At 65.5% G+C, this 13,532-nt stretch carries 10 protein-coding genes; 3 read left to right on the top strand and 7 right to left on the bottom strand.

Annotated elements, in window-relative coordinates; translation table 11 throughout:
- Window positions 1-167: 167 nt before the first annotated feature.
- Window positions 168-1,031 (bottom strand): LysR family transcriptional regulator, encoded by an 864-nt coding sequence (locus J4D28_RS23155; RefSeq protein WP_007925718.1) that lies wholly within the window; start codon window positions 1,029-1,031, stop codon window positions 168-170.
- Between the two features lie 260 nt (window positions 1,032-1,291).
- Between J4D28_RS23155 and J4D28_RS23150 the strand changes: the two genes are divergently transcribed.
- Both J4D28_RS23150 and J4D28_RS23145 read left to right on the top strand, forming a co-directional pair.
- Window positions 1,292-2,413, top strand: coding sequence for an enoyl-CoA hydratase/isomerase family protein (locus tag J4D28_RS23150; protein ID WP_101282444.1), 1,122 nt, complete (start codon window positions 1,292-1,294; stop codon window positions 2,411-2,413).
- 3 nt (window positions 2,414-2,416) lie between these two features.
- Window positions 2,417-3,610, top strand: coding sequence for an acyl-CoA dehydrogenase family protein (locus tag J4D28_RS23145; protein ID WP_256587625.1), 1,194 nt, complete (start codon window positions 2,417-2,419; stop codon window positions 3,608-3,610).
- A gap of 12 nt (window positions 3,611-3,622) precedes the next feature.
- On the opposite strand, the gene J4D28_RS23140 is transcribed toward J4D28_RS23145, so the two are convergent.
- The 6 genes from J4D28_RS23140 to J4D28_RS23115 all read right to left on the bottom strand — a co-directional run bounded on the left by J4D28_RS23140 (window position 3,623) and on the right by J4D28_RS23115 (window position 10,984).
- Window positions 3,623-4,396, bottom strand: a complete 774-nt coding sequence (locus J4D28_RS23140; protein WP_025808975.1) for an enoyl-CoA hydratase — start codon at window positions 4,394-4,396, stop codon at window positions 3,623-3,625.
- Window positions 4,397-4,416: 20 nt separating this feature from the next.
- Window positions 4,417-5,544, bottom strand: a complete 1,128-nt coding sequence (locus tag J4D28_RS23135) for an acyl-CoA dehydrogenase (RefSeq protein WP_009048953.1) — start codon at window positions 5,542-5,544, stop codon at window positions 4,417-4,419.
- Between the two features lie 9 nt (window positions 5,545-5,553).
- A complete protein-coding gene (locus tag J4D28_RS23130; RefSeq protein ID WP_039968019.1) occupies window positions 5,554-6,747 on the bottom strand; it encodes an acetyl-CoA C-acyltransferase in 1,194 nt (397 codons plus the stop codon).
- Between the two features lie 9 nt (window positions 6,748-6,756).
- Window positions 6,757-7,518, bottom strand: a complete 762-nt coding sequence (locus tag J4D28_RS23125; protein WP_028683921.1) for an SDR family NAD(P)-dependent oxidoreductase — start codon at window positions 7,516-7,518, stop codon at window positions 6,757-6,759.
- A gap of 18 nt (window positions 7,519-7,536) precedes the next feature.
- On the bottom strand, window positions 7,537-9,201 hold the full coding sequence (locus tag J4D28_RS23120; protein WP_103331233.1) for an AMP-binding protein: 1,665 nt from the start codon (window positions 9,199-9,201) through the stop codon (window positions 7,537-7,539).
- 766 nt (window positions 9,202-9,967) lie between these two features.
- On the bottom strand, window positions 9,968-10,984 hold the full coding sequence (locus tag J4D28_RS23115) for an AraC family transcriptional regulator (RefSeq protein WP_009048949.1): 1,017 nt from the start codon (window positions 10,982-10,984) through the stop codon (window positions 9,968-9,970).
- A 357-nt stretch (window positions 10,985-11,341) separates the two neighbouring features.
- Here J4D28_RS23115 and J4D28_RS23110 point away from each other — a divergent pair.
- On the top strand, window positions 11,342-13,532 hold a 2,191-nt coding region (locus J4D28_RS23110), incomplete at its 3' end, for a TonB-dependent siderophore receptor (protein WP_207246459.1).

Genomic DNA, 13,532 nt, shown 5'->3' with positions numbered 1-13,532 from the left:
AGATCGCGGACTCAGGTTTGACGGCAACTGCGTTGCCGATCGCAGCCTCGCAGGCTCGGCAGCGGCTACACAAACACCGCGGTCCCTGTAGCCGCTGCCGAAGGCTGCGATCAGCCGGTCCGCGTTCGGGCGAAGCAGTCATAAAACCAGACGCCGCGTTTTTTAAGTCAGATCATCGGATCCCAACGCTGCGACCAGTCGGTGTCGCTGGCGATAACTTCGCGCAGCACTTCGAAGGCCTGCTGCAGCTGGGCCGAATCCCGTTCGCGGGCGTACAGCAGGTAGGTCGGGAAGTTGAACTCCGGGGCCTTTTCCACCCGTTCCAGCACGCCGCTGTCCAGGTAGCTCTGCACCACCCGGGTACGGAAGTAGCCACTGCCGCCGCCTTCGAGGATGAACTGCAAGGCCAGCGGCCCGAGGTTGAAACCCACCGCGGCCTTGGCCTGGTCCGGCAGCGCCGCGTCGTGCTGGCGGCGGAAATCCTCGCCCCAGTCGATGTACACATAAGGCTCGGGTTTGCCGGCCAGGCGCACCAGGATCAGCTTTTCCTCGAGCAACTGCTCGACCTGCAACCCCGGCCCGTACACCGGTTGGAACACCAGCGCGGCATCCAGCACACCCAGCTCCAGCTGGCGTTGCAGGCTCGCGCCCTCGGCGATCTGGCTGCGCACGGCGTGGCTGGGAATCGCCTGGCGCAGGCGGCGCACCCAGTTGAGCATCAACGGATTGCACAGGCTGACTTCACCGCCGATGTGCAGCACGTTGCGATAACCGGCCAGCAACGGCAGGTCGCGCTGGGCGGCCTCCCAGGTCTGCACCAGCTGGTTGGCATAGACGATGAACGCCTCGCCGTCGGCGGTCAGCCGGGCCCCGGCGCGGTTGCGCACGAACAGCTTGCAGTTGAGCTGGCCTTCGAGGTTCTGCACCCGGGCGCTGATCGCGGTCTGGGTCAGGTGCAAGCGCTCGGCCGCGGCGATCAGGCTACCGCTGCGGACGATTTGCAAAAAGGTGCGGGCCAGGTCGATGTCCATGTTGCCTCTGGGTCACGAAAGTCGAGCGCCATTGTAGCGGCGCTGGTCGTCCGGTGCGCCTGGACAGCGGATAAATACGGGCTCGCCATACTGGCCCGGACGGCACGACAAACAGCGTCGAGGGCATCTGCGCCTCATGCAAAAATGCACAGCCAACCTGCAGTTATTCGGGTTGTACATGGCAAATTTGCACTGTTACGATCCCTCATTGTTCGCGCGCGAACACACCTATAAAGAACAATAAAAGCAGGGAGTTAGTGATGACTGCTCAGGTTCCATCCCAGGCCACGCGAGACGCCGGCGCCACGTCGGTCGAGGCCTCGCAACAGGACGTGCTGGCCGAAGTCCGCAACCATATTGGTCACCTGACCCTCAACCGCCCCGCCGGCCTCAATGCCATCACCCTCGGCATGGTGCGCACCCTGCAGCGCCAGCTCGATGCCTGGGCCCAGGACCCGCAGGTGCACGCGGTGGTCCTGCGCGGCGCCGGCGAAAAAGCCTTCTGCGCCGGCGGCGATATCCGCACCCTCTACGACAGCTACAAGAACGGCCAGACCCTGCACGAGGAGTTCTTCGTCGAGGAATACGCGCTGGACCTGGCGATCCACCATTACCGCAAGCCGGTGCTGGCGCTGATGGACGGTTTTGTCCTCGGCGGCGGCATGGGCCTGGTCCAGGGCGCCGACCTGCGCCTGGTCACCGAGCGCAGCCGCCTGGCGATGCCGGAAGTGGCCATCGGTTATTTCCCGGATGTCGGCGGCAGCTACTTCCTGTCGCGCATCCCCGGCGAGCTGGGCACCTACCTGGGCGTCAGCGGCGTGCAGATCCGCGCCGCCGATGCCCTGTACTGCGGGCTGGCGGACTGGTACCTGGAGAGCGACCAGCTGAGCCTGCTGGACCAGCGCCTCGACAACCTGCAATGGCGCGACACCCCGCTCAAGGACCTGCAGGGCCTGCTGGCCAAGCTCGCCGTGCGGCAGTTGCCGGACGCGCCGCTGGCGGCGCTGCGCCCGGCCATCGATCATTTCTTCGCCCAGGCCGACGTGCCGAGCATCGTGCAACAGTTGCGCGAAGTGACCGTTGGCGATACCCACGAATGGGCCAGCAGCACCGCCGACCTGCTGGCGACCCGCTCGCCCCTGGCCATGGCGGTGACCCTGGAAATGCTCCGGCGCGGTCGCCAGCTGAGCCTGGAACAGTGTTTCGCCCTGGAGCTGCACCTGGACCGCCAGTGGTTCGAGCGCGGCGACCTGATCGAGGGCGTGCGCGCCCTGCTGATCGACAAAGACAAGAACCCACGCTGGAACCCGCCCACCCTGCAGGCGCTGGACGCCGCGCACGTGGCGAGTTTCTTCAGCGCTTTCGACCCGAGCCGGAGCTGAGCCATGCACGACATTGAATTGAGCGAAGAGCAGGTGATGATCCGCGACATGGCCCGGGACTTCGCCCGCGGTGAAATCGCCCCCCACGCCCAGGCCTGGGAAAAGGCCGGCTGGATCGACGACGCCCTGGTGGCGAAGATGGGCGAGCTGGGCCTGCTGGGCATGGTGGTCCCCGAGGAATGGGGCGGCACCTATGTCGACTACGTGGCCTACGCCCTGGCGGTGGAAGAAATCTCCGCCGGCGACGGCGCCACCGGCGCGCTGATGAGCATCCACAACTCGGTGGGCTGCGGGCCGATCCTCAACTACGGCAGCGAGGAACAGAAACAGACCTGGCTGGCGGACCTGGCCAGCGGCCAGGCGATCGGCTGCTTCTGCCTGACCGAACCCCAGGCCGGTTCCGAAGCCCACAACCTGCGCACCCGCGCCGAACTCAAGGACGGCCAGTGGGTGATCAACGGCGCCAAGCAGTTCGTCAGCAACGGCCGGCGCGCCAAGCTGGCCATCGTCTTCGCGGTGACCGATCCGGACTTGGGCAAGAAAGGCCTGTCGGCGTTCCTGGTGCCCACCGACACCCCGGGTTTTGTCGTCGACCGCAGCGAACACAAGATGGGCATCCGCGCCTCGGACACCTGCGCGGTGACCTTCAACCAATGCACCGTCCCCGAGGCCAACCTGCTGGGCGAGCGCGGCAAGGGCCTGGCCATCGCCCTGTCCAATCTCGAAGGCGGGCGCATCGGCATCGCCGCCCAGGCCCTGGGCATCGCCCGTGCGGCGTTCGAGGCGGCGCTGGCCTACGCCCGCGAGCGGGTGCAGTTCGACAAGCCGATCATCGAGCACCAGAGCATCGCCAACCTGCTGGCCGACATGCACACCCGCCTGAACGCCGCGCGCCTGCTGATCCTGCATGCCGCGCGCCTGCGCAGCGCCGGCCAGCCGTGCCTGTCGGAAGCCTCCCAGGCCAAGCTGTTCGCCTCGGAAATGGCCGAGAAGGTCTGCTCCTCGGCGATCCAGATCCACGGTGGCTACGGCTACCTCGAGGACTACCCGGTGGAGCGTTACTACCGGGACGCGCGGATCACCCAGATCTACGAAGGCTCCAGCGAGATCCAGCGCATGTTGATTGCCCGCGATAGCGTCTTCACAGACACCGCACAAATAAAAATCGCAGCCTTGGCTGCGATTTTTTATGGGTAACGACAGCCCGGATTATTTGTCCTTGAACTGCGCCTCGCGCTTGGCGATAAACGCCGCCATGCCTTCCTTCTGATCCTCGGTGGCGAAGGCCGCATGGAACACCCGGCGCTCGAAACGCACGCCTTCCGACAGGCTGACTTCGAAGGCGCGGTTCACGCTTTCCTTGATCATCATGCTCACGGGCACCGATTTGGCGGCGATCAGCGCCGCGACTTTCAGCGCTTCGTCCAGCAGCTCATCGGCCGGCACGATACGCGCGACGATGCCGCAACGCTCGGCTTCCACCGCATCGATGAAACGCCCGGTCAGGCACATTTCCATGGCCTTGGCCTTGCCCACCGCGCGGGTCAGGCGCTGGGTGCCGCCCATGCCCGGCAGCACCCCGAGGTTGATTTCCGGCTGGCCGAACTTGGCGTTGTCGCCGGCCAGGATGAAGTCGCACATCAGCGCCAGCTCGCAGCCGCCGCCCAGGGCAAAACCGTTGACCGCGGCGATGATCGGCTTGCGCCGGTTGGCCACCCGGTCACTGTCGCTGAACAGGTCGTCCATGTAGATCTGCGGGTAGGTCAGCTCGGCCATTTCCTTGATGTCGGCACCGGCAGCGAAGGCCTTCTTCGAGCCGGTGAGGACGATGCAGCCGATCTGCGGATTGGCTTCCAGGCTGTCCAGGGCCTGGTTCACTTCGCTGACGATCTGCGCATTGAGGGCGTTCAGCGCCTGCGGGCGGTTGAGGGTGATCAGGCCGACGCGGTCCTTGATCTCCAACAGAATGGTTTCGTAACTCATGGATCAGCTCCTGCTAAAAGTCAGAGGTTGCGCGAAATGACCATGCGCTGAATGTCGCTGGTGCCTTCGTAGATCTGGCAGACCCGCACATCGCGGTAGATGCGCTCCAGCGGAAAGTCGTTCAAGTAGCCATAGCCGCCCAGGGTTTGCAAGGCGGCGGAACAGACCTTCTCGGCCATTTCCGAAGCGAACAGCTTGGCCATCGACGCTTCCACCAGCGCCGGCTTGCCGCTGTCGCGCAGGGCCGCGGCGTAGTGCACCATCTGCCGCGCCACGGCGATCTGGGTGGCCATGTCCGCCAGGCGGAAAGCCACCGCCTGATGCTCGATGATCGGCTTGCCGAAGCTCTGCCGTTCGCGGGCATAGTCACGGGCAGCCTCGAAAGCCGCACGGGCCATGCCCACCGATTGCGAGGCAATGCCCACGCGGCCGCCTTCGAGGTTGGCCAGGGCGATCTTGTAGCCCTCGCCCTCCTCGCCCAGGCGGTTGGCCACCGGCACTTTCACGTCCTCGAAGAGGATCTGGCAGGTGTCGGAGGCATGCTGGCCGAGCTTGTCTTCCACCCGCGCGACGCTGTAGCCCGGCGCGTCGGTGGGCACGATAAAGGCGCTGATGCCGCGCTTGCCGGCCGCCGGGTCGGTCACCGCGAACACGATCACCACCCCGGCATTCTGCCCGGAGGTAATGAACTGCTTGCAGCCGTTGAGCACGTAATGGTCACCCTCCAACCGCGCCCGGGTTTTCAGGCTGCTGGCGTCGGAGCCGGCCTGGGGTTCGGTCAGGGCGAAGGCGCCGAGCATCGCGCCGCTGGCCAGGGGCTTGAGGAAACGCTCCTTCTGCTCGTCGTTGCCGAACTTGAGGATCGGCACGCAGCCCACCGAGTTGTGCACGCTCATGATGGTCGAGCAGGCGCCGTCGCCGGCGGCGATCTCTTCCAGGGCCATGGCATAGGCCAGGTAGCCGGTGTCGCAACCGCCCCACTGCTCCGGCACCAGCATGCCGAAGAAGCCCAGCCCGGCCATCTCGCCGATGGCCTCGCGAGGGAAGCGATGCTCGCGGTCCCATTCGGCGGCGAACGGCTTCAAGCGTTCCTGGGCGAACTGCCGGGCCGCGTCGCTGATCTGCTGTTGTTCGTCATTAGGCAGCATGGTGATTCCTTAATACAGGCATTCGACGGCCATGGCCGTGGCTTCGCCGCCGCCGATGCAGATCGCCGCGACGCCACGCTTCAGGCCTTTCTGGCGCAGGGCCGAGAGCAGGGTCACGAGGATCCGCGCGCCGGACGCGCCGATCGGGTGGCCCAGGGCGCAGGCGCCGCCGTGGACGTTGACCTTGTCGTGGGGGATTTCCAGCTTCTGCATGGTGACCAGGCTGACCACGGCAAAGGCTTCGTTGATTTCGAACAGCTCGACCTGGTCCAGCGACCAGCCGGTCTTCTTCAGCAGTTTCTTGATCGCCCCGACCGGCGCCACCGGGAACAGTCCCGGGGTATCGGCGAACGCCGCATGACCGTGGATCACCGCCAGGGGCTTGAGGCCACGTTTCTCGGCCTCGGAACGGCGCATCAGCACCAGGGCCGCGGCGCCGTCGGAGATCGAACTGGAGTTGGCCGCGGTGACGGTGCCACCGTCGCGGAACGCCGGTTTCAGCGTGGCGATCTTGTCGAGCTTGGCCTTGGGCGGCTGTTCGTCGTCGCTGATGGTCTGCTGTTCCTTGCCGACAGTGACCTGCAGCGGCACGATTTCCGCCTTGAAGCTGCCGTCCTTGATCGCCTGTTGGGCGCGGGTCAGCGAGGCCACGGCGAAGGCGTCCTGGGCTTCGCGACTGAAGCCGTTGGTCTCGGCGCAGTCTTCGGCGAAGGTGCCCATCAGGCGGCCCTTGTCGTAGGCGTCTTCGAGACCGTCGAGGAACATATGGTCGAGCACCCGCCCGTGGCCCATGCGGTAGCCGCTGCGGGCGCGATCCAGCAGGTACGGCGCGTTGGACATGCTTTCCATGCCGCCGGCGATCACCACCTCGGCGCTGCCGGCCAGCAGCATGTCGTGGGCGGCGATGGTCGCGGCCATGCCGGAGCCGCACATCTTGTTCAGGGTGGTGCAGCGGGTGGCCTTGTCCAGCCCGGCGCCCAGCGCCGCCTGACGGGCCGGCGCCTGGCCGAGACCGGCCGGCAGCACGCAGCCGAACAGCACTTCATCGACGCTGTCGCTGGCCACTCCAGCGCGCTCCACCGCGGCCTTGATCGCGGCGGCGCCGAGTTGCGGCGCGGTCAGGCTTTTCAGCTCGCCCTGGAAACCGCCCATCGGGGTGCGGACGGCGCTGACGATAACGATCGGATCTTGGTTCATGGTCATCCTCCTTCCTTACTTGGCTGCCATGCGCAGGGCACCGTCGAGACGGATCACCTCGCCATTGAGCATGCTGTTGCTAATGATATGCCCGACCAGCGCGGCGTACTCGTCCGGCTTGCCCAGGCGTGGCGGGAACGGCACGCCGGCGGCCAGGGAAGCGCGGACTTCGTCGCTCATGCCGGCCATCATCGGGGTTTCGAAAATGCCCGGGGCGATGGTCATCACCCGGATACCGTAGCGCGCCAGTTCGCGGGCGGCCGGCAGGGTCAGGCTGGCGATCGCGCCCTTGGACGCGGCATAGGCGGCCTGGCCGATCTGCCCGTCGAAGGCTGCCGCCGAAGCGGTGTTGATGATTACCCCGCGCTCGCCGTCGGCGTTCGGTTCGCTATTGGCGATGGCCGCGGCGGCCAGGCGCATCAGGTTGAAACTGCCGATCAGGTTGACGTTGATCACCTGGCTGAAGCTGGCCAGGGCATGCGGACCGTGCTTGCCGAGGATCTTCTCGCCGCGCACGATCCCGGCGCAGTTGACCAGCCCATGCAGGCTGCCGAACGCCTTGAGCGTGGCCTGCACCGCCGCTTCGGCGGCCGCTTCGTCAGTGATATCGGCGACCGTGCTCCGGCAGCCGAGCTGCTGCGCCTGGGCCGCGACGGCCTCGGCATTGAGGTCCACCAGCATCACCTGGGCGCCGGCCTTGACCAGCATCTGCGCGGTGGCCGCACCGAGACCGGAAGCGCCGCCGCTGACGAGAAAAACCTTGTTTTCGATGTGCATCATGAGTTCCTGGGTAATTCAGGCCGAAGCCTTGTGCGCCGCGGCCTCTTGAGCCTTGGCGATTTCCTGGTTGCGCAGGATGAAGCGCTGCAACTTGCCGCTTGGGGTTTTCGGCAATTCGCTGACAAATTCGATTTCACGGGGGTACGAGTGCGCGGCCAGGCGCTTGCGCACATGCTGGCGCAGCTCTTCGGCCAGCTCCGGCGCGGCGCGGTATTGCGGGCTGAGCACGACGAAGGCCTTGACCAGCTCGGTGCGCTCCGGATCGGGCTTGCCGATCACCGCCGCTTCGACCACCGCCGGGTGCTCGATCAGCGCGCTTTCCACGTCGAACGGGCCGACCCGGTAACCCGAGGTGGTGATCACATCGTCGCTGCGGCCGACGAAGCTGATGCTGCCGTCCGGGTTCAGCTCCACGGTGTCGCCGCTGAGGTAGTAGTGGCCGACGAAGGCCTTGGTCACCACGCCGTCGTAGCCGTTGAACCAGCACATCGGCGACTGGCTGCGGTCGATGGCGAGGATCCCCGGCTGGCCCACCGAGAGTTCCTGGTGCTGCTCGTCGAGCACCACGATGCGGTGGCCCGGCGAGGCGAAACCGGCCGCGCCGACATGCACCGGATGCTCCAGGCCATGGTGGTTGCACAGGACCATGCCCAGCTCGGTCTGGCCGTAATGGTCGTGGATCACCACGCCGAGGTTGTCGGCGAACCAGCGGATCACCTCCGGGTTCAGCGGCTCGCCGGCGCTGCTGACGATGCGCAGCTTGCCCTTGATCGAGCGGGCGAACTCGTCGCCGCCGGCAATCAGCAGGCGGTAGGCGGTCGGCGAACCGGTGAGGTTGCTGATCCCGTATTTGTTGATCACCCGGCAGGTGCTTTCCAGGGTGAAGGGCCCATCGTAGAAGGTGATCGGGTGGCCCAGGCCCAGCGGGCCGGTGACGCCAAAATAGATGCCGTAGGCCCAGCCCGGGTCGGCGACGTTCCAGAACGCGTCCTCGGGACGCAGGTCGACGGCGTCGCGGGTGTAGCTCTGGAACGCGACGATGGCCTTGAGCGGCACGTACAGCGCCTTGGACGGGCCGGTGGTGCCGGAGGTGAACATCAGCAGGAACGGGTCTTCGCCCGTCAGCAGCACGGGTTCGCACTGCGCCGGGTAATTGCCCAGCTCGGCCCAGAAACTGAAGTCGCCACGGACGATGCCCTGGCCCTTGGTGCCCGCGACCGTGACGATGGTCGGGCAGTCGGCCACCTCATTGAGCTTTGGCCGGTTGACCGCGTCGGTCACCACCACTTTGGCCCCGGAGGTGTTCAGGCGGTGTTCGATGGCCTTGGGGCCGAAGGCGGTGAACAGCGGCTGGTAGACCGCGCCGATGCGCCAGGTGGCGAGCACCGCGATCAGCAGTTCGACGTTGCGCGGCAGCAGGCCGGCGACCTTGTCGCCCTTGCCCACGCCCTGGGCCAGGAGGAAGTTGGCGAAACGCGCGGCCTGGTCCTGCAATTCGCTGAAGGTGTAGGTCGCACTGCTGCCGTCGCGGCCCTCCCAGAACAATGCGATGCGCCCCGGCAAGGCGTGCCGGTCACAGCATTCGACGCAGGCATTGAGTGCCGACAAGGAGCCCTGCAGGGCCGCATCGACCGTGTGCTGGTAATTGAAGTGTGCCGTGGCAGACAGGTAATCGCGCATTGCCAGAATCCCTCGCTGTTCTTATTAGGATGGGAACCAATGGGAACTACAAAGACATCAGGCAAATACTGGCGCCACGGCCCGGGCGGGACAATGGTCAAAGCTTTCAAGTTGCGTGACTGGTTTGGCCAAGAACCCCATGGCGGTCAAGGCGCCCTGTAGCCGCTGCCAAGCGACAGCGAGGCTGCGATCGACCCGCGTAGCGGTCGCAACCCAGGCAACGCATTCAGCCTGACACACCGCAAGCTCAGGTTTCGCGGCAACTGCGTTGCCGATCGCAGCCTCGCGCTGCTCGACAGCGGCTACCCAAGTTCCCCGTAGCCGCTGCCACAGGCTGCGATCGACCCGCGTAGCGGTCGCAACCGAGGCAACGCATTCAGCCTGACCCACCACAAGCTCAGGTTTTGCGGCAACTGCGTTGCCGATCGCAGCCTCGCGCTGCTCGACAGCGGCTACCCAAGTTCCCCGTAGCCGCTGCCACAGGCTGCGATCGACCCGCATAGCGGTCGCAACCCAGGCAACGCATTCAGCCTGACACACCGCAAGCTCAGGTTTTGCGGCAACTGCGTTGCCGATCGCAGCCTCGCGCTGCTCGACAGCGGCTACCCTGGTTTCCCGTAGCCGCTGCCGCAGGCTGCGATCGACCCGCATAGCGGTCGCAACCGAGGCAACGCATTCAGCCTGACCCACCGCAAGCTCAGGTTTTGCGGCAACTGCGTTGCCGATCGCAGCCTCGCGCTGCTCGACAGCGGCTACAGGGATGCGCTCAAGTCGGGTCGTTGAGGATCAGGCTGCGGTAATGCCCGGGGTTGGAGCCGGACCATTTGCGAAAGGCTTTGTAGAACGAACTGGCGTCGGCGAAGCCCAGGCGGCTGGCGATTTCCGTGAAGCTGATCTGCGGCTCGGCCAGCCAGGCGATCGCCAGTTCCTTGCGCACCCCGTCCTTGATTCCCTGGTAGGTCTGCCCCTCTTCCGCCAGGCGGCGACGCAGGGTCGAGGCCGACATGCACAGGCTGTGGGCCAGGCTCTCGGTTTCCGGCCACTGCGCGGCGGGCAGCTGGCGCAGGTCGTGCTTGATGCGGCTGGCCAGGCTCTCTGGGTCGCGGTATTTGACCAGGATATTGGCCGGCGCCTGGGCCAGGAAACGCTTGAGCTCCTCGTCAGTGCGCTTGATCGGCAAGTCCAGGCAGTCGGCGGCAAAGATCATCCGCGTGCGCGGCCGGTCGAACCGCAGGTTCTGCGAGAACATCACCTGGTAGTCGTCGCAGAAATCCGGTTCCGGGCAGCGCAGCTCGATGGCCAGGATCGGGATGCGCCGCCCGGCCAGCCAGCAGGCCACGCCGTGGACGATCATCCAGTAGGTGAAATAGGTGAAGGCCCGGCGCGGCGCCTGCTCGTCCTCCAGCAGGACGATCTCCGCCAGGCTCTGCTGGCGCACCAGCTGGGCCGGCAGGTGTTCGAGCATCAGCGACAGGAACGCCAGCCCGGACTCCAGGCCCGCCGCCAGGTTCGGCCGGGCCATCGCGGTGCGACAGAGAAACTCCAGGCTGCCGGACTTGAGCTTGCGCGGGTCCATGCCGAAGAACTCGTCGTCCGTGCGCCGGGCCAGCAGGCGCCACAGCCGGGCATAGGCCACCGCCGGCACGCGGGCGGCGCTGACGTCCAGCCGGGCCGGGTCGATGCCGACCTTGAGCAGCACTTCTTCGCTGGCGGCACCCGGGGCGCAGCTTTGCAGCAGCGCTTCGCGCACCAGTTGCATGGAGATCGTGTCTTTTTCCGACATCGCGCGTAACTGCTTCCTGCATAAGGAGATTTGTCGGTCATCTTAGGCAGTGACGAGGAAAAAGCCAGTGGGCTTTTGGCTAAGCGGCCCATCTCGTTCCGTCCGGGCTCCTGACCTTTGTGCGCCGCTGCCTGCAGTGCTCTGCGCAGCGACAGGCTGCCGCCCATTCGCCGCTGCCCCAGGCAGATAAGCCTCAGTACACCGAAAGAAAAATCCCTTACAAGTCCTGATCTTGCCTTCGCCACAAAAAGATAAATCTCATTAACGCCAAAAAATTGTAAGCGTTCTTGTACATTCCGTTTTTAATAATCAATCTTAAATAGGATTTAATCTCATCAAACCCAAAGAGTGATTCTCATGGATAGCAAAGCCCCCTCCTCCTTGCCACAGCACCGTCTGCTGGCCCCCACAATAGGCCTCGCCATCGTCTCTGCCTCCGGTCTCACCGCTGCTGGCGAACGGCAGAACGTCTTGCAACTGGACAACATCAAGGTCGAGGCGGAGGAAGGCAAAGGCTACAAGACCGAACGTTCGTCTTCCGCCAAGTACGTGGCGCCGCTGCTGGACACCCCGCAGACCATCACCGTGGTGCCGCCCAAGCTGATCCAGGAACAGCAGGCGCTGAGCCTGCGCCAGGTGCTGTCGAACGTGTCCGGCATCACCTTCAACGCCGGCGAAGGCGGTGGCGGCTCGGGGGACAGCATCAACATCCGCGGCTTCTCGGCCAACAGCAACCTGCAGATCGACGGCCTGCGCGACAGCGCGCAGACCAACCGTTCCGACACCTTCAACATCGAGCAGGTGGAGGTGATCAAGGGCCCCAACTCGGTGTTCGGCGGCGCCGGCACCACCGGTGGCAGCATCAACCTGGTCAGCAAGCAGCCCAAGGACCAGGCGTTCACCCGCCTCGGCGGCAGCCTCGGCACCGACAACTACTACCGCCTGACGCTGGACAGCAACCAGCCCCTGGAAGGCGTCGGCCAGGACAGCGCGGTGCGGATCAACCTGATGGGCCATCAGAACGATGTGCCCGGCCGCGACAAGATCGACCGCGAGCGCTGGGGCATCGCGCCGTCGTTGCGCCTGGGGTTCAGCGACGCCACCCGGCTGACCCTCAGCGCCTTCCACCAGACCGACGACAACCTGCCCGACTACGGCGTACCGGCGCTGGACGGCAAGAAGCTGGCCGGGGTCAAGCGCGATGCCTATTTCGGCTGGAAGAATCTGGACAAGGAGCAGATCGAACAGAACGCCTTCACCGCCGACTTCGAGCATGATTTCAGCGACCACCTGCGCCTGCAGAACCTCACGCGCTACAGCCACACCGCGCGCGACACCATCGTCTCGGCGTCCCATGTCAACACCAGCGGCGTGCCGGCGGGCCGCTACCGTCCGGCCGGGCCCCAGGCCTACGGGCGCGACGCCACCACCGAGATGTGGATCAACCAGAGCAACCTGATCGGCGACTTCGAGTTCGCCGGCATGCGCCACGACCTGGTGGCGGGCGTGGAACTGTCCCGGGAAACCCTCGACCTGAAGACCTACAACCATGGCCTGGGCAGCGCGCTGTATCCGCGCGACGGCTATGCCCTGGGCAGCCCGCCCGGACGCTGGAACGGCCCGGTCAACAAGGCCACCAGCGGCTATACCGAGACCACCCTCAAGGGCCAGGCCTACTACCTGTTCGATACCATCGCCCTGAGCGAGCGCTGGGACCTCAACCTCGGCCTGCGCTACGACAAGATCAAGGGCGACGTCGACAAATACTCGGGCAGCCATGTGAAAAGCGAGAGCCTGGTCTCGGACACGAACAAGGCCAGCGCCCGCACCGGCCTGGTGTTCAAACCGACCGAAAACGGGCGCATCTATGCCGCCTGGGGCAACTCCTTCAACCCGTCCGCCGAAAACCTGGCCTCGACCGGCGGTGGCTTGAGCAAGGGCAACCAGGACCTGGCGCCGGAGAAGAACGAAACCTGGGAACTGGGCACCAAGTGGGAATTGCTGGACAAGCGCCTGGAACTGGACGGGGCGCTGTTTCGCGTAGAGAAGAGCAACGCCCGGGAAACCATGGCCGACGGTTCGACCCAACTGGCCGGCAAGCAGCGGGTGCAGGGTGTGGAAATCGGCGTCACCGGGCACGTCACCGAGCAGTGGGACGTGTTCGCCAACTACACCTTCCTCGACAGCGAAACCCTGAAAGCGGCGAACACCGCCTCGGGTATCGCGCGCAAGGGCCAGGCCCTGGGCAACACGCCGCCGCGCTCGCTCAACCTGTGGACCACCTATGAACTGCCGGCCGGCTGGACCCTGGGTTACGGCACTCGCTATGTCAGCGAGCGCAACGTGACCTCCAGCACCCGCGCCAAGCTGGACGCCTACTGGGTGCACAACGCCATGCTCGGCTACAAGGTCAACCACAACCTCGACCTGCAGCTGAACGTCAACAACCTGTTCGACAAGGACTACGTGGAACGGGTGCGCCAGCAGAACGGCTCGACCGCGCGCTCCTCGGCCATCGAATACGGCGACGCCCGCGCGGCGATCATGT

Origin of the sequence: Pseudomonas sp. GW531-T4, from assembly GCF_017349615.1 — a bacterium.
Classification (GTDB): Bacteria; Pseudomonadota; Gammaproteobacteria; order Pseudomonadales; family Pseudomonadaceae; genus Aquipseudomonas; species Aquipseudomonas chlororaphis_I.
This window is presented reverse-complemented; position numbering and strand designations above follow the sequence as displayed.